General features: G+C 72.0%; 20 protein-coding genes and 1 pseudogene. 9 read left to right on the top strand and 12 right to left on the bottom strand.

Going from position 1 to position 20,038, the window contains the following annotated elements:
- Positions 1-195 precede the first annotated feature (195 nt).
- From ACIGYR_RS17190 to ACIGYR_RS17180, 3 genes are all read right to left on the bottom strand, one after another.
- The gene (locus ACIGYR_RS17190; RefSeq protein WP_399600102.1) at positions 196-2,457 is read right to left on the bottom strand and encodes an ATP-binding protein; all 2,262 of its coding nucleotides are present in this window, start codon (positions 2,455-2,457) and stop codon (positions 196-198) included.
- Positions 2,458-3,157: 700 nt separating this feature from the next.
- A complete protein-coding gene (locus ACIGYR_RS17185; RefSeq protein WP_391836786.1) occupies positions 3,158-3,982 on the bottom strand; it encodes a putative adhesin in 825 nt (274 codons plus the stop codon).
- Between the two features lie 369 nt (positions 3,983-4,351).
- On the bottom strand, positions 4,352-4,720 hold the full coding sequence (locus ACIGYR_RS17180) for a hypothetical protein (protein ID WP_399600257.1): 369 nt from the start codon (positions 4,718-4,720) through the stop codon (positions 4,352-4,354).
- A 414-nt stretch (positions 4,721-5,134) separates the two neighbouring features.
- Here ACIGYR_RS17180 and ACIGYR_RS17175 point away from each other — a divergent pair, with 414 nt between their 5' ends.
- Positions 5,135-5,332: a hypothetical protein gene (locus ACIGYR_RS17175; protein WP_399600099.1), complete on the top strand. Its 198-nt coding sequence runs from the start codon at positions 5,135-5,137 to the stop codon at positions 5,330-5,332.
- Between the two features lie 332 nt (positions 5,333-5,664).
- Here ACIGYR_RS17175 and ACIGYR_RS17170 read toward each other — a convergent pair whose 3' ends face one another.
- Both ACIGYR_RS17170 and ACIGYR_RS17165 read right to left on the bottom strand, forming a co-directional pair.
- Positions 5,665-6,174: a transglycosylase SLT domain-containing protein gene (locus ACIGYR_RS17170; RefSeq protein WP_391836790.1), complete on the bottom strand. Its 510-nt coding sequence runs from the start codon at positions 6,172-6,174 to the stop codon at positions 5,665-5,667.
- Between the two features lie 535 nt (positions 6,175-6,709).
- Entirely contained in the window at positions 6,710-7,483 is a 774-nt protein-coding gene (locus tag ACIGYR_RS17165; protein ID WP_399600096.1) for a hypothetical protein, read from the bottom strand.
- A 474-nt stretch (positions 7,484-7,957) separates the two neighbouring features.
- Here ACIGYR_RS17165 and ACIGYR_RS17160 point away from each other — a divergent pair, with 474 nt between their 5' ends.
- On the top strand, positions 7,958-8,395 hold the full coding sequence (locus tag ACIGYR_RS17160; RefSeq protein ID WP_399600094.1) for an ATP-binding protein: 438 nt from the start codon (positions 7,958-7,960) through the stop codon (positions 8,393-8,395).
- Positions 8,396-8,522: 127 nt separating this feature from the next.
- Here the strand turns inward: ACIGYR_RS17160 and ACIGYR_RS17155 are convergent, their stop codons facing one another.
- Together ACIGYR_RS17155 and ACIGYR_RS17150 are read right to left on the bottom strand one after the other, a co-directional pair.
- Positions 8,523-8,690 carry a hypothetical protein gene (locus ACIGYR_RS17155; RefSeq protein ID WP_399600092.1) on the bottom strand — a complete coding sequence of 56 codons (168 nt, stop codon included), beginning with the start codon at positions 8,688-8,690 and terminating at the stop codon, positions 8,523-8,525.
- 229 nt (positions 8,691-8,919) lie between these two features.
- The gene (locus ACIGYR_RS17150) at positions 8,920-9,090 is read right to left on the bottom strand and encodes a hydrophobic protein (protein WP_345046227.1); all 171 of its coding nucleotides are present in this window, start codon (positions 9,088-9,090) and stop codon (positions 8,920-8,922) included.
- A 138-nt stretch (positions 9,091-9,228) separates the two neighbouring features.
- Between ACIGYR_RS17150 and ACIGYR_RS17145 the strand changes: the two genes are divergently transcribed.
- A complete protein-coding gene (locus tag ACIGYR_RS17145) occupies positions 9,229-9,402 on the top strand; it encodes a CsbD family protein (protein WP_399600090.1) in 174 nt (57 codons plus the stop codon).
- A gap of 169 nt (positions 9,403-9,571) precedes the next feature.
- Here ACIGYR_RS17145 and ACIGYR_RS17140 read toward each other — a convergent pair.
- Positions 9,572-9,706 (bottom strand): annotated as a pseudogene (locus tag ACIGYR_RS17140) (RNA polymerase subunit sigma-70); the annotation flags it as partial.
- Positions 9,707-10,070: 364 nt separating this feature from the next.
- On the opposite strand from ACIGYR_RS17140, the gene ACIGYR_RS17135 reads away from it, so the two are divergent.
- Together ACIGYR_RS17135 and ACIGYR_RS17130 are read left to right on the top strand one after the other, a co-directional pair.
- Positions 10,071-10,436 (top strand): hypothetical protein, encoded by a 366-nt coding sequence (locus tag ACIGYR_RS17135; protein WP_391836793.1) that lies wholly within the window; start codon positions 10,071-10,073, stop codon positions 10,434-10,436.
- A gap of 598 nt (positions 10,437-11,034) precedes the next feature.
- Positions 11,035-11,382, top strand: a complete 348-nt coding sequence (locus ACIGYR_RS17130; RefSeq protein WP_399600088.1) for a hypothetical protein — start codon at positions 11,035-11,037, stop codon at positions 11,380-11,382.
- Positions 11,383-11,706: 324 nt separating this feature from the next.
- Here the strand turns inward: ACIGYR_RS17130 and ACIGYR_RS17125 are convergent, their stop codons facing one another.
- From ACIGYR_RS17125 to ACIGYR_RS17115, 3 genes are all read right to left on the bottom strand, one after another.
- Positions 11,707-12,438 (bottom strand): class I SAM-dependent methyltransferase, encoded by a 732-nt coding sequence (locus tag ACIGYR_RS17125; protein ID WP_399600086.1) that lies wholly within the window; start codon positions 12,436-12,438, stop codon positions 11,707-11,709.
- A gap of 11 nt (positions 12,439-12,449) precedes the next feature.
- Positions 12,450-13,388, bottom strand: coding sequence for a helix-turn-helix domain-containing protein (locus tag ACIGYR_RS17120; RefSeq protein WP_399600083.1), 939 nt, complete (start codon positions 13,386-13,388; stop codon positions 12,450-12,452).
- A 595-nt stretch (positions 13,389-13,983) separates the two neighbouring features.
- Positions 13,984-14,577, bottom strand: a complete 594-nt coding sequence (locus ACIGYR_RS17115; RefSeq protein ID WP_399600081.1) for a Type-2Aa cytolytic delta-endotoxin — start codon at positions 14,575-14,577, stop codon at positions 13,984-13,986.
- A 422-nt stretch (positions 14,578-14,999) separates the two neighbouring features.
- On the opposite strand from ACIGYR_RS17115, the gene ACIGYR_RS17110 reads away from it, so the two are divergent.
- Positions 15,000-15,212 (top strand): hypothetical protein, encoded by a 213-nt coding sequence (locus ACIGYR_RS17110; protein WP_399600079.1) that lies wholly within the window; start codon positions 15,000-15,002, stop codon positions 15,210-15,212.
- 79 nt (positions 15,213-15,291) lie between these two features.
- Here the strand turns inward: ACIGYR_RS17110 and ACIGYR_RS17105 are convergent, their stop codons facing one another.
- A complete protein-coding gene (locus ACIGYR_RS17105) occupies positions 15,292-16,656 on the bottom strand; it encodes an MFS transporter (protein ID WP_399600076.1) in 1,365 nt (454 codons plus the stop codon).
- Positions 16,657-16,790: 134 nt separating this feature from the next.
- Between ACIGYR_RS17105 and ACIGYR_RS17100 the strand changes: the two genes are divergently transcribed.
- From ACIGYR_RS17100 to ACIGYR_RS17090, 3 genes are all read left to right on the top strand, one after another.
- Positions 16,791-17,726, top strand: a complete 936-nt coding sequence (locus ACIGYR_RS17100) for a LysR family transcriptional regulator (RefSeq protein ID WP_399600074.1) — start codon at positions 16,791-16,793, stop codon at positions 17,724-17,726.
- Between the two features lie 353 nt (positions 17,727-18,079).
- Positions 18,080-18,520, top strand: coding sequence for a spore-associated protein A (locus ACIGYR_RS17095; protein WP_399600072.1), 441 nt, complete (start codon positions 18,080-18,082; stop codon positions 18,518-18,520).
- A gap of 417 nt (positions 18,521-18,937) precedes the next feature.
- Positions 18,938-19,765, top strand: a complete 828-nt coding sequence (locus tag ACIGYR_RS17090) for an alpha/beta fold hydrolase (RefSeq protein ID WP_399600070.1) — start codon at positions 18,938-18,940, stop codon at positions 19,763-19,765.
- Positions 19,766-20,038 lie beyond the last annotated feature (273 nt).

The following is a 20,038-nucleotide window of genomic DNA, read 5'->3' as shown; positions in this document are numbered from 1 at the left end:
CTGGCCGGCCACGGCGCCGGTGAGGAATTCGTCGTGCATGCGCTCGAGGCGTTCGGCCGGTCCGGCCGGTTCGGCCGGTTCGGCCTGCGGGCGCGCCGTGATCTGCGTGCGGCCGGCCGGGTTGCCTGGGGTGGGTGCGGGGGCATCGTTCGCGCGTCGCAGTCGAGTGTTTGCGGCGCGTGCCCCTGAGTGACGTCAGGGGGCGCTGTCCGGGGCGTCTTCTTCGCCGAGGCCGTCGAGGTGTCGCTGCACCTGCTCGGCCTCCTGGTCACGTCCTTGGTGCCGGTACAGCCGCCGTGCTTCGAGCCAGACCGCACGGGCCTGCTCGTGGCATCCCAGGGCGGCGTGGGTGTGACCGAGCCGGCCGAGGGTGTCGGCGGCTTCGTAGGTGTTGTCCAGGTCGCGGTAGAGGCTGATGGCGCGGCGATAGTGCTGGACGGCGTCGTGGTGGTGGCCGCTGTGGTGCTCGATGTAGCCGAGGCTGTCGCGGGTCTGCGCCTGGCCGTTCACGTCCTGGTGGTGCTCGTAGAGGGCCAGAGCGGCCTGGCAGTGCTCGCGGGCGGTGTCGTCATGGTCGCCCAGGAGCGCGGCGTACCAGCCCACGGCGTTGAGCGCGTTGGCTTGCGCGATCGGCTGGTCGAGGCCGCGGTAGAGGTCCAGGGCGCGTCGGGCATGCTCCAGAGCGCGCCGGCCGTCCGGCCAGATCGAAGCGAGCGTGTAGTGCGCCTGGGCCTGCAGGGCACGGTCGTTCAGTTGCTCGCTCAGGGCGAGAGCCTGGTTCAGAGCTTTGATCGCCTCCTGATGGTGGCCGAGCACGACGTGGGCGCGGCCAAGGAGGCGATAGGTGAGGATCTGGGCGCCCGGATCGGGCAGTCGGCCCGCGGAATCGACCGCGATCCGCCATACGGCGAGCTGGTCGTGTCGGTGTCCTCGCCGGTAGTGGAAGTTGTACAGCGTCCAGGCCAGCTGCCAGGCCGTGCGGTGCGATGCGTGGGCGGCAGCGGTGCGCTGGGCGGCGAGCAGATTGCGGTGCTCGGTGTCGAACCAGTCCATCGCCGCTGGGATGTCGGGCAGCGCCTGGGGGTGGCAGGCGGGTGCCGGCGGGGTGAGCTCGATGGGTTCGCGGTGGGAATCCAGGAGGCGGTCGGCGCCGTACGCGGTGTGCGTGTAGAAGTCGAGCACGCGCCGCAGCGCTGCCTTTCGGGTGTCGTCGGCCAGGTGGTGGGCGGTGGTTGCGTAACGGCGTATCAGGTCGTGCATGCGGTAGCGGCCGGGGGCGTCCTGGGCGATGAGCGACGCCTGTTCCAGCCTGCGCAGCATGGTCCTGGTCCGGCTTGGGCTGCGGCCGGTGAGGCTGCTGGCGGCGGCCAGGCCGATGTCGGGTCCGGGCGCGAGCGCGAGCAGCCCGAACACCTCGGCTTCCTCGTCGCTCAACGCGCGGTGGGACAACGAGAGCACGGCGGGCAGGCTTGCGGCGGGGTCGGCGTCGTCGAGTACGTCGAGTGCGTCATCGTGCAGTTCGTCGGCGAGGTCGGCCAGGGACAGGTGCGGGTGGGTGTGGGCGCGGCCGGCGATGATGCTCAGGGCCAGCGCGAATCCGCCGCACCGGCTGACGAGTTCGTCCACCGCGGCGGCTTCGGCCTCGATGCGTGCGGTGCCGAGGCGGGCGGCGAGCAGGTTGCGGGCTTCCGGGTCGGTGAGGGTGTCCACGAACAGGTGGTGCGCGCCGTGTCCGGTGATCAGGCCCGACAGCCGGTTGCGGCTGGTGACCGCCACGGTGCAGGTGCCGCCGCCCGGCAGCAGCGGGACGATCTGGGCGGTGTCGGCAACGTTGTCGAGCAGCAGCAGCATCCGCTTGTCCGCCACCAGGCTGCGGAACAACGCCGCCTGCGCGTGCGGGGCGAGGGGGATGCGGCCGGGCTCGACGCCCAGCGCGTCCAGGAATCCGCGGACTGCCACAGCCGGGTCCATCGGCTCGCTGTCGGGGCTGAAGCCGCCTAAGTCGACGAAGAGTTGCCCGTCGGGGAACCGGTCGGCGTTGCGGTGGGCCCAGTGCAGCGCGAGCCATGACTTGCCCACCCCGCCGGCGCCGGCGATCGCGGAGATGACCACGGTGCTCGCCGTGCCCGAACCGGCCCGCACCATGGCGTCCAGCCGGTCCAGTTCGTCGCGGCGGCCCACGAACGGCGCGGGTGGGGCAGGCAGCTGGCGCGGTACCGGGATCGCCGGGGGTTCGGCCGCGCCCGCCGCGGCCAGCAGTTCCTCCTGTTCGGCCGGCCGCAGGTCGAGTGCGGCGATCAGCTGGCGCACCGAGGCGAGCTGCGGGTTGCGGCGGGTGCCCCTCTCCATGCCGCGGATCGTGCTGACCGAAACACCCGACCGCTCGGCCAGGGCTTCCTGGGTCAGCCCCGCGCGCAACCGGAACCCCCGGATGACCGCGCCGAAGTGGTCTTCCATAGGGCTCTTCCTACCAGGACGATCGGCCGCAGAAGAATGCGACGCGACGAGAGGGCTCAAGGAGTTCGGTGGTTCAGGGGCTGACGGCGTGACCGGTAGCCTCCGCCCTGTCCGGCTCAGGACTCGACATGTCCCGCACGCTACCCGACCGGTGCCCGCAAGGCATGGCGGTTGCAGCGGCCTTGGCCTGTGTCACCCCCGTCATGTCCCGTAACACCTGGGCGTTCGCGGCATGCTTTGCCTGTCGCGCCGCGCAACTGCCCGCCGCCGACGTGGAGCTGGAGAGGCGCGCGGTCCTCGTATCGTGGCGGTGAGGTGGGCGCAAGCGGAACCACCGGCTGCGGGGGCCTGCGCCTGGGAGGCGATGGAGTGGGTCGCAGCCGAGGCCGTCCCGCGGCTCGCCCGATGGCCGTGGCGAAAGGGGCCGCCGGGTTGATCCTGCTGCCGTGTCCCGGCAGCAGGGGCCGGTCTGTGTCCGCTGGCAGTTCCCGGGCGGAGGCCGCGCGGGCCCGCGCCGTCGCCCGGGCCGGACACCGCCCTCGGCGTCTTCGGCCGGCGTCTTCGGCCGGCGTCTTGCGCCTGGATCAGGCCGGGTGGAGACGGCGGCGGGGGCCGGCGCAGGTGGCGTGGAAGCTTTCTGCGCTCCGGCCTTCCGCCCGCGTGGCGCTACTTCTTCCTGCGGCCTTGCGCACGTGGGGTGCTACTTCTTTCGGCGGCGCTTGGCGGGCTCCGGCTCCGGGGTCGGGGTCCTGGGGGTGGTGCGGAGCATCACCGTGTAGTTGCGGTGCTCGAAGAGCTGGTCGATCTCCGGGTTGCTGGAGGAGCCGACGCCGCAGCACGCGTAGTGGACGATGAGCGGCGACGCGTCCTCCTGTGCCTGCTGCTCGCGGGCCGCGGCCAGTTCAGCGACCTTCTCGCTCAGCGTCCCGGTGTCGACCGAGGTCGCGCCCTCGGCCAGGTGCTTGGCGTCCAGGGGCATCAGCTTGTAGTTGATGACCTCCTCGCCCGCGCCGAAGGTCTTCGGGTAGCCCTCGGGCATGGGCTTGCGCTTGTTGTTGCTGCCGACGAGTTCCAGGTCGTCGGCGCCCGGCGGGTTACCGGACTCCACGAGCTTGGCGACCTCGTTCTCCAGCCAGGCGCCTGGCGGGGCGTACACGATGAGCTCGATTCCCTCCGGCACGGTGAAGGTGGCCTTCAGGGCGCGGCTGCGGGTGCCGGGGAACTTGGGCAGGCGCTGGTTGTCACCGAATCGGCCGTGCCCGCTGAGCACCGTGGTGTTGGGGTCCTGGGCCTGCTCCCCCGCTTCCTGCTGAGCCGGTGCGGAGGTGCTCGGCATGCGTTGCAGGGGAAGTGCCCGGTCGGCGAGCATGCGGCGGGCGACATCGTTGCCGACCGACTGCTGAAGGCGGCCCATCAGGCCACCGGCCGGGGGGGCTGTCAGCGACGAGGAGGCAGGGGAGCCGGGGCGCCGGGAGCCGTGTCCCTGCCGGCCCTCCAGCAGCTCCTCATGCTCGTGCTTGCGCATAACTGACTCCCCTTGACACGCAATCCTCGTGGTACGGCAAGGAGACGACTTTAGGAGGGCCGTTCGGGCCGTGGACAGGGCGGCAAGGGCACAACCGGGGCAGCGGGGGCTGCCCCCGGGTGCGATGCTCAAGCGCCAGATGTTCGGCCGATCCGGTTCCAGTCTGCTACGCAAGCGCGTACTGCCGGCCGCCTGATCAACCACCCGGCTCTCGGTGAGAGGACTCTCATGAGAGTCGAGCTAGCGTCGTGCCAGCCGCGCGATGCCGTTCCCGCCCGGCCCCGTGACGGCTCAAGCAGCGCGGACGGGTTCAGCAGGTCGTGACAGGCATGCGGTGGGCTGGTACTCCGGTGCGACTTCGTGACCCGGCTAGGCGTCGAGGTAGCGGTAATCCCCATCCGGCAGGCCGATCACCAGGCTGCCGTTGTGGACCCTCCACTCGCTCATGCCGTCGACGTCGTGGGTGACCAGAAACAGCCCCCGGGGCCTCTCGTCGTACTCTTCATCCTGAGAGGAGGCCGGGATCCGGGCGATCTGACGCAACCTCTCCTCGAACCAGTCGAGCGACACCGCGCGGATGTCGCCCCCGTAGAAGGCCCACTTGACGTAGTTGTACTGCCGAGCGGGGAAGGCCCAGCCCCCGCTGTAGGTGCGCTCCGGATCGTCTGCTTCCACGATCTCCCTGATCTGGGCCAGCTGTCCGTCGTCACACTGCAGCCAGCCCCTGACCGAGACCATGGTTCCCACGGCGGTTGCTCCTCATTCGTGTGGCGCGCTGCCCTGACGCACGGTTCCTATGCGCTTGCACGCTAGGGGCGACCTGTTCGGTCGCGCAAAGGGATTGACGGGTGGATCAGCCGGCTCGGGCGAGAGCGCGCCATCCCCACCCGGTCGGCCCTCGCGATGCTGCACTGGGCCCGGGACCGCACGGTGTCCAGGCCGCCACCGTGGCCGCCTCACTGCCCCGGGACACCTGGCACCGGCAGAGTGCCGCACCACTTTCTGGCCTGGTCACTCCGGCGCAGGCTCCACTACCCGGCCGCGGAGTCCGGCGTTCTGTGGGAGGAAGCCCGCGACACGCACCTGGAGCGCCTCACCGACGAGCAGCCCCCTGTCGCCTGAGCACCCACCGCGCGGTCCCAGGCCGTCCTGGTGGAGCCCGCGCTGAGCCAGCTGGCGAAGCTGACGGCAGCCGAGACGCACCGCCTGGACCGCGCGATCGTCGCGATCCGGCTCGTCCCGGCACAGCCGAACGACCTCGCCGCCGGGCTCAGCAGTCGCCCACGCAAAAACGCCCGGCCGGGAAACCCCGGCCGAGCGCTCGCCAAGCTTCTGGTGACTGCCAGTTGATCACTGTGCCGCTACGACCCTCTGGCATTCGCCGAGTGGTCCGGGCCTTCGTCGCGCGGTGGGCGTCACTGTGCCGGTCGCTGGTGGCCAGGACCCCGTACTGCCGCTTTCCGGAGATGAAGGCGCTGCTGGCCTGCATCGCCGCCCCTCCGGCGCAAGGGGCTGGTCGTTCGCTGCGCCGGGCCGGGGTGCGGGGGGGCTGGCCGCTCTGTGGGGGGCTGGCCGCTCTGTGATGAGGGGGCCGAGACGGCCTCTTGTCGTGACGCGGGCCGCGGATCGTCACAGCGGCCCGGCGCGTCGGCCAGAGGGGGTGGCTCAGTACGCGGGGTGGCTCAGTACGCGGAGTTGACGTTGTCGATGGAGCCGTAGCGGTGCGCGGCGTAGTTGGCGGCCGCGGTGATGTTGGCGACCGGGTCGGTGGCGCTGTGGGCGGTCCCGGCGACGTGGTAGGCGTTGAAGGTGGGGTCGATCACCTGCAGCAGGCCCTTGGAGGGGCTGCCCTTCTGCGCGTTGACGTCCCAGTTGTTCTGGGCGTTGGGGTTGCCGCCGGACTCGCGCATGATGTTGCGGTGCAGGCCCTCGTAGCTGCCGGGGATGCCCTGGGCCTTCATGATGGCCAGGGACTTCTTGATCCAGGCGTCGAGGCTGTTCGCGCCGCCGGTGCCGGTGTGGCTGTCCTGCGCGGGGGCCGTGACGCTGTGGGCGCTCTGCGGTGCCTCGGCGGCGTGCGCGGAGGCGGGCATCAGGGTGAGGGCCGCGGCCGCGGCGCCGGTCGTGGCGATGCCGGTCAGAGCGAGGGAGCGCAGGCGGGCAAGGCGGCGGGGGGCGGTGATCGCGGTCATGAGGAAGGGTCTCTCCTGTAAGACGTCTGTCGAGGCGCCGGCCGGTGGTACCGGTCGCGGCCTAGGGCGTCGGGGCGGCCCTGTGCTGCACGGCGCGGGGTGCGAGGCGATCGACGCCCGGTCGGCCCTGCGGCTTGCGGCAACGACCAACATGGTTAGCGACCCGACCAGACCAGGGCAAGAATGTGACGTACTATCCCACGTAGGAGAATTAGCCCAAATCGGTCATTTAGTGGCTCTGGGTGCTGGTTGCCGCAGTGCGGCTCTACGGTCCCGCTTAGGACGTGACATGGCCCCTATGGGCCGCGTCACCCGTTTCGCGGGGAAATTCGCCCTCTGCCGGGCTCTCACCGGCCCCCGGGCGGGGCCGGGAGCCCTCCTGGAACCCTTGACGACCGACCACGAAAACGACACGTCCCGCCACGGACGGGTCACGGCGCGCACCGGCCCGGACCAGGTTCGCCGGGCTCCCGGGCCAGGTTCGCCGGGCTCGCCGGGCTCGCCGGGGCAGGTTCGCCGGGCTCCCCCGGGGCTTTCAGGACTCCAGGCGTGCGCGGTCGCCCATCACCACGACGGGCTGCTGCGCCGGGTCCAGGGTGCGCAGCAGGGTCTTCATGCCGGGCTCGGGGACGGTGACGCATGCCGAGGTGCCGTCGCCGTGGTCCGAGTGGAGCCATATCCCGCCGCCCCTCTCCACCCCCTCCGGGCGGCTCCAGTCGAACGGCGGAACACCCTTGAGCCGGTTGTAGTCGATGGCGATGACGTAATCGAAGTCATGGGCGTGGGCCTGCTCGGGGGACAGCATGGTCGCGTAGGCGTGGTCGTCGTGCCAGTACCTCAGCCGGCTCCCGGGATCGGCGAGCGTGCCTCCCGCGTCGGTGAGCGTGAACACGCCGACGGGACTGTGCTCGTCGTCGATGCGGTGATCCTCCGTCCAGCCCAGCCTGCCGTTGTGTGCGGGCCAGCTCGCCGTCCGCACCCACGTCGCATCCCGCTTCTGATAGAGCACGACCAGGCTGTCGGGGGAATCAGGGCGCTCGCCGTAGACGACCACCACCTGCCCGGTACCGGCCGGCACCTGGCTCCACATCCGCTCCCCGACGCCCGGAAGGGGACTGCCCACGCCCTGACCGGGATAGGCGGACGCCGCGCCGGGTGCGCCGACGGAGATCTTCCGCTGCGCTCCCTGGCCGCAGGCCGTGGCACCGGCCAGCAGGACGCCACAGGCGAGGGCCGCGGCTATGGCATGACGCACACCGCCGCGCCGTACCGGCCGACGACAGGACGGGGTCACCGTGAGCATCCGCATGGTCAGGATCTTGTGACGAGGCGGACACGACGCGCACCCGGACGCGGCATCCGGCCCAACTGTTCTGCGCCCGCCCACCGGTGCCGCACCCGCGCCCGCCGCACACCCCGCACACCAGCACCGGCACCGGCACCGGCACCGGCCGGGGAGAGCCCCTGGCCGGCCATCTGCGCCACGCCGGTCCCGTTCCCGCCGCGTCCCGGACCGGCCTGCCGCGGCGACTCCTTCCCATGGGGCCCGGCCCCTGGGTGGCGCGGCGCCGTGCACCAGCCCGGGCCGGTGCGCGGCGCCGTTGCCCGGAAACAGGGCCGCCGGGGAGCGGAGTGCCGGCCGACGCTCCGTTTCCCCGGGGCCTTGAGCCTGGACGCGGGCGCCGGGCATGGCGCTGTCGGGGAGCAGCACCGTCTGTTCATGTTGTATCCGCCGCTTGCCGGGAAGACGGGAGAGGCACAGTGGCCGTCCGGAGGAGGGACAGTGGCGCAAAATTCATCACTGAGGGCTGTGGGATGGGCTCGGTCTCTGCCGATCAGCAGCGGCGTGAAGGCGGCCAGGGACTGGACGCGTGTGCACCTGGCCTCCCTCGGCTGGGACCGGACGGCACCGGATCTGGTGGACTCGGTTGTTCTGGCCGTGTCCGAGCTGGTCACCAACGCGCACGTCCACGCCCGCAGCAACGCGCAGCTCGTCCTGACCTGGGACGAGCGGTGCCTGCACGTGACCGTGCATGATGCCTCGACCCGGCTGCCCGAGCAGCGCCACGCCGGTGATCAAGCCCTGGGAGGACGGGGGCTGTTCCTGGTCGAGGCCGTCGCCGATGCCTGGGAGGCCCGTCAGTGCCCTCGCGGCAAAGACGTCACCGCTTGCTTCGAACCCCCTTCCTCCGCCCGGCCCGACACGAGCGGCGCCGGGTGAGGTCAGAGGCGGGGACACGGCAGGAGGCCGCGCGGCTTCCCTGCCACGCTGGTTTCCTGTCGCGCTGGTTTCCTGCCACGCTGGTTTCCTGCCACGCTGGTTTCCTGTCGCGCCGAGGGCTGTCCCGTCACCTGAGACTGCGTGGGGCGGTTCGTTCGTCGATGGTGCCGCCGGGCAGGTACCAGCCCGCCTTCTTGCGGACTGCCGGGCTTGCGTCTTGGGCGTGGCAGGTTTGCAAGGCGGCGACGGTGCGGGCATCGGTGTGGGCGAACTTGCCGACGAGTTCGACGGCCATGCTCCGGACATGCGGGCCGGGGCCAGAGTCCAGGTGTTGCAGTGCGGAGTGAAGGGGCCCGGTCCGCACCTGGTGCGCAGGTTTCGCCCTTGCACCGCTCGCAGGTCTTGAGCCCCGCCGGGAAGCGTCGCAAGGGGATTGAGTGGGTGTGCTTGCGTGTCGAACATGCCCGCAGGGCCCGGCCGGTTACGGCCGGGCCCTGCGTCGGGGCCTGGGGTGCGGCGTCAGGTCACCATCGATACCAGCGTCCGCGGCCACCGCCGGCAGACGTGGAGCGCATGACGAAACCGAGCAGCCACAGCACCAGGACGGCAAGGGCCACCCACCACAGGATCTTGACGGCGAAACCAGCACCGAAAAGGATGACCGCGAGCAGCAGAACGAGCAACAGGGGAACCATATTTATCAACCTCCTGAGGCTCCGTCTTCCCTGTCATGGCCCCTGCATTCCCCACAAGCGGTCTTGTTTATGAAGGGAAGCGAGGGGCACGAGCCGGTTACCGCGACAGCGGCTCGAAGCTACGAGGAGGCGTGTTCCATGACTGCCGACGAGAAGGCCAAGGCGAAGACCGAGCAGGCCAAGGGCAAGACCAAGGAGACCCTGGGAAGTGCCCTCGGCAACGACCGTATGGCCGCAGAGGGTCAGGCGGAAAAGAGCACCGGGGACGCCCGCGAGGCCAAGGAGAAGGCCAAGGACGCTTTCAAGCACTGACGCTGTCTCTTTTTTCAGAAAGGGCCTTCTTGCGGGAAGGCCCTTTCTGCTGCGAAAAAAGGGGGACGCTGATCCGTCATCGTCACCCCTGCCCGCGCCGGACGACCACAACGCGAGGTGGTCCAAGCCTTCCTGGCCGCGGCCCGCGACGGTCGGTTCGAGCAGTTGCTACGGCGAACACGTCGTGCAGCACGAACGCCAGTCGTTCGTCAGGGCGCAGCGAGTCGAGGACCGTGAGAAGCGCGAGGCCGACCGAGTCCCCGAGTGCCACAAGGTCTTCCACAGCAGGAGCGTCGTCGAGCGTCATTGTCGACCCGGGCCGGCTGGCAGGGGTTGTGGGGAACGGCAACGGCCTGTGGTTCTCCCCCAAGCACAAGAGCTTCGGCGGCGGCATGGCGTTCCCGACTGCTGCGGACGGTACGGCCGTTGTGGACCTGGCGGCGTCAAGACGGCCGGGCCCGGCGGCCGTCAGACTGCGGCGGCTGAGGCCCGGTGGGGGCGCGCCATGTGCGGCCTAGGCTGTGCAGGTGATCATCAAACGTTCCTCCCGTCCGGCCATCACGGTGGTGGTGTTACTGCTCGCTGTCGCAGGATGCGCCGGTCCCACGGGCCCTCGTTCTTCCGGTGCGGCGCCGGCGTCTTCCGCGTCCGCCTCGGGGGGAGCCACGGTGGCGCCGGCATCGCCTTCGGTGCTGAAGCCGGCGCTCACCGCCCGCGATGCCGCGCAGCAGTTCGCTCAGGCTCTTGCCCGAGGCCAGGCCGAACTGGCCTGCGGGCTGGCCGACGCCCGGCTCCGTTCCGTCGTCCCGGGCGGCTCGTGCGCCGCGGCGTTCACCGAGCTCGCAGCGGACGAGCGGTACGTCTTCACTCAGCGCGCGTGCGTCGACTCGCCGGACAGCTACAAGACCGGTGGTGACCCGCAGGACACTGCGGACTCCGTCCGTGTCGACATCGACTGCGAGCAGGGCTACACCTGGCTCCGCGTCGACCGCATCGGCTCCCTGTGGCGCGTCATCGACATCAACACGCCATAACGGTCGCGGCCGGTGCAGGGGGGCGGCCGATGCAGGGGGCGCCTTGCGAACCTCCGGCCGGAGCCCCGCCTGTGCTGCCGGCTCAGACGCTCTCTTCGGTGTGCGTCTTTGCCGCGGGGGTGGCGGGGCCGCGGGTGTGTGTCTTTGCGGCGGGGGCTGCGGGGCTTGTTCGTCGGTGCCTGCTGCGATCATGCCGTGGTGCTGGTGGAGGAGATAGACGCTGTGGACTGGGCGGCGATTCCTGCGCCCAGGTTGCGTGTGCCGCGGGTCGGGCGGGAGGCGCCCCAGTGGTTCGACCTGCCCAGCCCTGGTCCGGGGCTTCGGGCTCTCGCCACTGCGCGCACCCTTCCCGCAGTGGCCGCCGCGACGTCGTCCTTGGCCGGCAGTGCCCTGCTGTGGGGGCACATGGGGGCTGTCTTCCCGGCCGCGGTGACCGCCGCGCCGTTCCTGCTGCGGATCGCCGAGGGGGACTTCGTCCACGCCAGGCAGTCAGCTCTGTCCCTGCTGTCCGACATGATGGCTTCCGCGCCGTTCGCCGGCTTCAACCGTGTCACCACCGCCGGCGGAGCCGCCACTCCCCTGTGCTGCGCCGGCCGAGTTGATCCGTGGGCGGCGCACCTGCCTGCGGGGGCTGGGAAAGCGCGGCAGGCTCCTGCTGGCGGAATGCGACGAGCACTGGCGGTTCGAGGTACGGGAAGCCGTCCCGGACGGCGGCGATGTGATCGCGTTGGGGGCCCTGGGCGGGGTGATCGCCTCCTCCGGGCCGGCTGGAGAGCTTCACCACGCGGGTGACATCGTGCCGGTGGCCCGCGTGGTGCCGGAGTATCCGTACGACGATGCCGTCGGGGAGGCATGTCTGCGTCTTCGCGGCGCGGCACCGCAGGACCGCCACTGCAGGCCGGGTGCCGTCGTCTTCCCCGCGCAGTGCGGGAACTGGGTTCACTGAACCTCACTTGTGCCCCGGCCGACCGCTCACCGTGAGCCGGACCGGGACCTGGACTTGGGCCGGGACTTGGACCGGGGCCTGGACCGGGACCGGGACTTGGACCGGGGCCTGGGCCGGGGCCCGAGCCGGGACTTGGGCCGGGGCCGGGGCCGGGATTCGGGTGAACGGGCGGCTGAGGCTTCGTGGGAGGCCGGTGCCGTGGGAGGTGGCGCAGGGTAGGGCACACCGGGTCGTCGGGGGCGCGGGTGGGGTGGGTGGGGCGGGTGGGTCCGGTCCGTCCTCGGGGGGGGGCGGCGCGGTTACCGGGAGCTGGTTGCGGCGTGGTCAGTGCTCTTTGACGGCGTGCAGCAGGGTGATGCCGAGCCACGGGCCGCCGTACCAGTACCCGGGGCCGAGTCCGCGCAGCGTGCCGTGCCCCATGTGGGCGGCGTACTTCTTGGCCATGGGCCAGAAGTCGGCGATGAGCAGGTGGCCGCCCGGGCGGAGCACTCGCATGGCCTCGTCCACGGCGCGGTAGCGCCCCTGGCTGGAGGGGATGTTGTGGATCGCCAGCGCGCTGGTCACGATGTCGAAGGAGCCGTCCGCGAACGGCAGGGCGGTCATGTCGGCCGTATGGACGTCGACCCGGTCGGCGACTCCTGCCGCGGCGGCGTTGGCGAGCGTGGCCTCGGGCCGGTTGCCGCTCTGGTCCTTCGACCACAGGTCCACGCCCACGGCGCGTCCCCTCGGCAGCCGTCTGGCCGCCTCGATCAGTACCGCTCCGCGGCCGCAGCCCAGGTCCAGCAGCCGCTCGTCGCCCTTCAGGCGGGCGTTGTCCAGTTCCCGCCGCCAGACGCGCCGCTTGCCGTGGAGTGTGGTGTGCAGATAGATGCCGGTGTTGGCGAGCAGTACCGTCCCCGCGGTGGCCATCGTTTTTCGTCCCGGCCCTCGCCGGCCGGCGGCCAGCAGGCAGGCGGTGCCGGCGGCGCCGAGCAGCGCCGGCAGCGGAGGGGCGTCAACGCCGTAGCGCGGCCACCGAAGGAGCGGCGGTGGGGGGTTGTGGCTGCTGTTGGACATACGCGCAAGCCTTACAAGCTCAGCTGGCGGGCGTCTTGTAGAAATGTTCCGCCGCGGCCGGTGCGCGGGCTCTGGCGCCTGCCGGGCGGGCGCCGCCGGGTGGCGGCTGGGGGGTGTTCGGGGGTGGTCCACGCGACGTTGTCGATCGCGAGCCAGGGCGCGGCCGCGACCGCCGCAGGCGTCACACCGGTGAAGGCCATGACGTCCCGGTGGAGGTGGGACTGGTCGGCGTAGCCGAGTTCCGCCGCCACCCGTGCGGCGCTGCGGCCCGCGGCCAGCCGGTGGGCGGCGTGGTCGAAACGGACGAGCTGAGCGGCGCGCTTGGGGTTGAGGCCCATCTGGTCGCGGAAGCGGGACCACAGCCGCTTGCGGCTCCAGCCGGCCTCGACTGCCAGGTGCTCGACCCGGACTGCTCCCAGGTGCCTCACCATCTGTTCCCAGGCGAAGGCGACCTCGGGATCGATCGCCCGGCCTGTCTCGTGTCGTCGTAGGAGGGCCGTCTGGGCGATCGCGAACCGTTCGTCCCAAGAGCCGGCGGCGCGCAGTTGCTCCTGGGTCCGCCGGGCGTCGTGGCCCCAGAGGTCCTCCAGGCAGACCACCGTCGCGTCCCGTTGCCAGGAGGGGCCCAGCACCGTGTGGGCGGCCACCGGTGACAGGCGGATCTGCAGGCACTCGATGTGGCGTCCGCCTCCTCGGACGCCGCTGGGCGCCAGTGCGACGACGACGCTGTCCTGGTGCTGGCGGCCACTGACGCCGTCGAGGACGAGCAGTTCGTCGCCGAGGTTGACGACCACGGTGACGGCCGGGTTCGGGACCATGCCGAGGTCGACGGTGTCCGTGCCGCGGGCGCGGAATCCGGCCATGCCGAGCCCTGGCAGCAGGCAGGGCCGTGACGGGGTGGCGATGTCCCACGCCGCCGCTGGGTCGTGGGCCGGCTCGGCGGATGGCATGTCACCAAGCTAAGCGACAGCGCCTGGCGGTGGTGTCGCCCACGCTGTGCTTGCGACGGCTTCCCGCAGCGCCGCGGACCGCTTGCCGGTAGCGGGAGTGGAGGGCGGCAGGCGGTGCGCAGCGCGCACGTGGGCAGGGGGTAGGCCCGTCAACCGGGTGAGGAAACGGGCCGGCCGGCCGCGGGTTCGGCCCTGGGGTGGTGGGTGCCCCGGCGGCATCGGTTGCTGTCCTCACCGCACAGCAGTGGGGGATTTCGCGGCCCGGGACGGCGGGCCGCGACTGGTCGGGGACCTTGTGGGGGCGGCCGCAGGACGTGCACCGGGCGGTCCCCGAGATGCAGGCGGGGCGGTCCCGGAGACGTGCACCGGGCGGTCCCGGACGCGTGGACGGGGCGGTCCCGGAAACGTGCACCGGGCGGTCCCGGACGCGTGGGCGGGGCGGTCCCGGAGAGGTGCACCGGGCGGTCACCCGGATGCGTGGGCGGGGCGATCCCGGACGCGTGGGCGGGGCGGTCCCGGAGAGGTGCACCGGGCTGCGCCGGGCGCGTGGGCGGGGCGGTCCGTGAGGGAGCGGCGGGCGGATGCCCGCGCAGGGTCAGGCGGCGTTCGTGAGTGTCTGGCGGACGACGATCGCGTTGAGCCGGACCGCGAACGGTGCGGTGTCGGTGGGGTTCAGGTGTGCCACGCGGGACTTGGCGAGGCCGACGGTGACGTCGGCGCAGAAGGCGATGGCGTACAGGTAGGCGCCGGCTTCCTCGTCCTGGAGGGCGAAGAACAGGTCGCGGTAGTAGCTCGTGCGGTCCGCTTCCTCCTCGTAGTAGGCGAGCCCCGGTTCGCCCTCCTTGGCCGCCAGCGCGGTGAAGGCATCGACGAGTTCACGCTCGATGGTGTCCCAGAACGACGCCTGAGCGGCCTGGGGCGGGAGCGCCTGGCGGACCGCCTCCTTGAGGGAGAGCGCCATCACCACGATCGGTGCTTCCTCCTGGAGTCCCCAGCCGCGGACCATGTTGACGATGTCGCTGTCGGGAAGCAGGGCGGCGGCATCGCGGATGTGGCCGAAGTCGTAGTTGACGGTGGCGGGCGCGATCGCTTCCTGGAAGGCGTGTCCCAGGGCCCGTGCTTGGGCAAGGTGAGTTACTCCCACCTCGGTGACTGTCTTGAAGCTGGCTGCCAACTCCCCCTCCTTCAACGTTTTGTTGAAATGGTGAGGCGTCAGTATGCCCCAGGGTCCGTGGCACGGTCACGGGCGGGTCCCCGTCGCGGGCGCCGTCGCCGGCACCGGCCGCGGGGGCAGGCGCCCGGTCCCGCGACCGAGCGGGCGGGTTTGCGCGTCCTTGCCGCAGAGCCCGGCCGGGGCCGTGGGGTGCGGAGCGACCACCGCCCGGGAGAAGCGCCATCGACTCGTTCGCCGCCGGCCGGATCGGCCACGCCGCGCGGCCGGCCCGGCTCAGGGCACGGACCGCCGTGTTCCTGTGGGTGCCGTCGTGGGTGCCGTGTCGGCCGTCGGGGTGCCGGCTGCGCTGTGGTGGCCGCTGACCGAGGTGACGTACCGCAGCGCCGCGCCCTCGCCGGTCCTCTACGACGACCGCTCGCCGCACTCCTCTGGGGCTGGTGCACGAACACACCCTGTCCGGGCGGCACGCGTACCGGATGGTGATCGGCCCGGATCCCGGCCTGTCCTACGGGCACCGGGTGGACGTCGATGCGGACCTGGGGGCCCTGGGCACCGAGTCCACCACGTGGACCAGGCCGGGGGTGCGGGTCCGTTTCCCCACCGGTCACGAGACGTTCGTCCCCGCCCGGTTCTTCCTGCAGGGCAGGTGAGCCGGCCCGCCCCGCCCGGCCGTTGTCCGGGGCCGAGGCGGGGAGAAGAAGCGGCCCGGCGGCGGTGCCTGACGGCATGTCAGGTGCGGCTGGGGGCCGGTTGCGGCCCGGGAAGAAGCGGTGCGGGGCGGTGCGGGAGCAGCAGCGGGGTGGCCAGCACGAGCACGCCGGCCAGGGTGATGGCCGTGCGCGGGCCGAGCAGGACGCCCAGCACGCCCCACAGGGCCGTCAGGAGCGCGGTGGATGCCTTGGTCGTCACCGCCCAGGCGGACAGTGTGCGGGCGGTGCGCTCGGGTGCGGTGCGCTGGAGGCGGTAGGTGGCGCTGACGGGGTTGAAGAGCCCGCAGCAGAAGATGAGGCCGAGTTCGACGCCCGCCACCAGCAGCAGCCCCGCGGTGCCCGGCCGGACGAAGGCCAGGCCGACGGGCCACAGGGCCCGCAGGGTCCCGGCCACGAGGAGGACCCGGTGCTGTCCGTACCGGGTGACCAGCCGCCGGGCCAGCCGCGCGCCGAGCAGCCCGCCGACCGAGGGCGCGGCGAAGGCGAGGCCGTACTGCCACGGCGCGAACCCGAGCCGGCCGAGCATCAGGACGGCCAGCAGCGGGTCGGCGGCCATCACCAGGGAGTTGAACGCGGCGGTGTTGAAGAACAGCGGACGCAGTGTCGCGTCGGCGAGGATGTAGCGCCAGCCGTCGAGGAGGTCCCCGGCCCGCATACGCGTGGCCTGCCGGCGTGCGGGCGGCGGCTCGTGGCCGCCCGTCGCGCCGATGCCCAGGGCGCAGAGCAGGTAGCTGACCGCGTCGGCCGCCACCGTCGCCACCGGGCCGAGGAGCCCGATCGCCGCGCCGCCCAGCGGCGGGCCGATGATCGTGCTCGTCCAGGTGGTGGACTCCAGCCGGGCGTTGGCAAGGAGCAGGTCCCCGGCCGGCAGCAGCGTCTTGAGGTAGGCGCCTGAGGCGGCGCGGAAGGTGATGTCGGCCGCCGCGACCAGGACCGAGACGAGCAGGAGCTGAACGAAGGTGAGCACGCCGAGCGCGAACGCGGCGGGGACCGTCAGCAGCGCCGCGAACCGCAGCAGGTCCATCGCGATCAGTACCGGCCGCTTGCGGCGGAACTCCACGAGCGGGCCGAGCGGCACCGCCACGGCCGCGCCCACCGCAGCACCCACCGAGGAGAGCGCGGCGACCTCGGCCGGTCCGGCGTGCAGCACCCGGATGGCGATCAGCGGGAACGCCCCGAAGGCGAGCCAGGTACCCAGCGCGCTGGTCCCGTACGCCGCCCACAGCCACCCGAACGGCCGCCCCAGCCGGTGCCCGGACGGCCGCCCCGGCCGGTGCCCGAACGGCCGCCCCAGCCGGTGCCGGAACGGCCGCCCCGGCCGGTGCCCGGACGGCCGTCCCAGCCGGTGCCCGGGCAGTCGCCCCGGCCGGTGCCCGCTTCTCATTCCCGCCGCCCCTCGCCACTCATCCGCACAACCGATCCGTGATCGGTCAGCATCAAAGCGAGCACCCCACCCTGGGATCAAACAACCGCAGGGTCGCCGGTCACAACCTATGGTTGTGGCCGTAGGGTGTGGGCATGGACCTCGACACCGTCCGGACGTTCGTCGCCGCCGCGGATGCGGGTCAGTTCCAGCAGGCCGCCGCCGAGCTGGCCGTCACCCAGCAGGCCGTCTCCAAACGCATCGCCGCGCTCGAGCGCGCCCTGGGGGTGCGGCTGTTCACCCGCACCCCGCGCGGCGCCGAGCTCACCATCGACGGGCAGGCGTTCCTGCCCCACGCGCGCGAGCTGCTGCGCGTCGCCGAGCGGGCGGTGGCGTCGGTGCGCACCGGCCGCCGTCCGCTGCGCGTCGACGTGATCGCCTCCCGCGGCGCGGCGTCGGGCCTGATGCGCGGCTTCCACCGCGCGTATCCCGAGATCGACCTCGACGTGCTGATGCTCTTCGACATCGAGACGGCCGTCGCCGCCATCCGCTCCGGTGAGATCGACGCCTCCTTCCGCGCCGTCGCCGCGCCCGGCCGGCCCCTTGCCGAGGACATCGACTCCGTCCGGGTCCTCGACGAGCCGCTCGAACTCCTCACCGGCCCCGGCCACGCGCTGGCAGGCGCCCGGTCGGTGAGCGTCGCCCAGCTCGCCGGGCACCGGATCTGGATGCCCGGCATCGTCCCCGGCACCGAATGGGCCGCCTACTACGACGACCTCGTCGCCGAGTTCGGCCTCACCATCGAGGCGACCGGCCCCAACTTCGGCTCCGACGCGCTCCTGGACACCGTCGCCGACACCCCGGCCCTGGCCACCTTCATGGGCGGACAGACCCGCCTCGTCTGGCCCGCCGGCCATGACCTGCGCCGCATCCCGGTGACCGACCCGACACCCGTCTACCCGCACTCGCTGCTCTTCCACCGCGACAACCCCCACCCGGCGCTGGCCACACTGCGCGCCCACCTCGCCGCCACAGCGGCCGGCCACGACGCCAGCGGCACCTGGACGCCGGACTGGGTGCTTACGCACTGAACGCCGCCGATCCCCACGCACCCGCCAAGCCCCCCCCGGGGGGCCGCTTCACGGACGCGGGCCGGGACCGAGCAAGGCCGCTTCACGGACGCGGGCCGGGACCGGGCAGGGCCGCTTCACGGATGCGGGTCGGCTGCGGGGCACGGGCCCGGGTCGGCGACGGCCGGCGGCCTCGCCCCCCTGCGTTCACCGCGCTGTTGCGGTGCGATGACATGCGGCACGCGGTTGTTGCCCGAGTGCCTACAACGGGCGGGGCTCGCGGCCGGTCGTACTGGGTGAACGCAGGCATCAGGCCCGCGGTCGATGAGCCGGTCGGGGACGCCGCACCGGAGCTGAGGGAAACGGGGAGAGCAATGTCAGCAAGGAAGCGTGTGCTGCAGGGTGCGGTGGCCGTCGGTGCGAGTGCGCTCGCCTTCATCGCGCTCGCACCGCAGGCGTCGGCGGCGCCCGCTGCCACGGCAGCGGCAGCGGCAGCGGCTTACAACGGTGCCTGCGGCACCGGCTACAGGGTCGTCAACTCCGCACCGGTCGGCGACATCGGCACCGCCTACCTCACCTACAACTCCGCCACCGGCAAGAACTGTGCGGTCGCCGTCCGGCACGTCGCGGGCGACCCGGTCTCCATGGAGCTGTTCATCCGGCGCAGCGGCGGCGAGATCTTCGACGACAGCGACGGCGGCGAGCTGCGTTCCTACGTCGGCCCGGTCTACGTCAAGGCCGCCGGTTCCTGCGTGGACTGGTGGGGTGACATCAACGGGGTGTACTTCGGCAAGTACGGCACCAACTGCGGCTGATCCCCTCTCCCCCGAGGCAAGAAACCGGCCCGGCCCGGCCCTGCCCGGGCGGCGGGCGGACGGGCGGACGGGCGGGCGGGCGGCCCTCGGGCCGACTGACTGACTGACTGGCCGGCTGGCTGGCTGGCCGGCCGGCTGGCTGGCTGTCTGTCGCGCGACTGCCGGCGGTGATCGGTGTCATGACGCAGACGCCGCGGCCGGGGGCGGGGGCTCGCAGACCGTGTGCGGCCGGCTCGCTGCCCGGGCCGGCCGCACTCTCCGCCTGCCCTCCCCAGCTGCTGCCCGGCACATCGTCACGGCGTCGCGGTGATCACCCGGCTCGTTACCTGCGGCGTAATCGACGCGGTGTGCGCAGTGCAGGAGAGTCGACGGCAGACGCAGCGGTATCACCACCGACGGGGAAAGGACTCGCTCACCATGCCGTACTTCGAAGGCTCCGGCGGCACAAGCCTCTTCTACACCGACTGGGGCCGGGGAAAGCCGGTGGTGTTCGTGGCCGGTGCCTGGCTCAGCAGCAGTGCGTGGGAGTGTCAGATGCTCCCGCTGTCCGAAGCGGGACTGCGCTGCATCGCCTTCGACAAGCGGGGCCACGGCCGCTCGGACTGGGTCGGTCACGGCTTCGACTACGACACCCTCGCCGATGATCTCGCGGCGCTGCTCGATCATCTCGACCTGCGTGAGGTGACCCTGGTGGCGCACTCGATGGGCGGCGGGGAGGTGATCCGCTACCTGTCCCGGCACGGCCACGGCCGGGTGAGCCGGGTGGTGCTGATCTCGGTCACGGCACCGTTGATGATCCGGACACCGGACAACCCCGAGGGCATCGACCAGAGCGCCTTCGACGCCCTGCTGGCCGAGCAGACAGCCGACCGCCCCAGGTGGATGGCTCACAACGCACAGGCCTTCTTCGCCACCCATCTGGGCAACAACGTCTCCGCCGAACGTGTGCAGTGGACGGTGCAGCGGTGCCTGGACTGCTCGGCCAAGGCGGCCGTGGAGGTGATCAGAACAGGGTGCTGCACCGATCTGCGCGAGGAGACCGGCACACTCCACATGCCGGTCCTGATCGTGCACGGCGACGCCGACGCCTCCGCTCCCGTCGATCTGTGCGGGCGGCGGCTGGCGAAACTGCTACCGGACGCCGTCTACAAGGAGTACCCCCGAGCCGGACACGGGCTCTTCATGACCCACGCCGGTCAACTCAACCAGGACCTGCTCGACTTCATCGAAACCACCACCAGCTGAACGACACACCCCCGCCGTCCGCCCGCAGGCCGCAGGCCATAGGCAGTGCGGGCCGGCCGAGGCCCGCTGCCCGCTGACTGCCCGCTGCCCGCTGCCCGCTGCCCGCTGCCCGCTGGCTGCCGGTTCCCGACTGTCGGCTGCCGACTCCCGGTTTCCGGCTGTCGGTTGCCGGCTGTCGGTTGCCGGCTGTCGGCTGTCGGTTGCCGACTGTCGGCTGTCGGCTGTCGGTTGCCGACTGTCGGCTGTCGGCTGTCGGCTGTCGGTTGCCGGCTG

It is taken from the genome of Streptomyces sp. NPDC053076 (genome assembly GCF_044546845.1).
Classification (GTDB): domain Bacteria; phylum Actinomycetota; class Actinomycetes; order Streptomycetales; family Streptomycetaceae; genus Streptomyces.
Note: the sequence above shows the minus strand (reverse complement) of the source record. Positions and strands in the feature narration are given on the sequence as shown.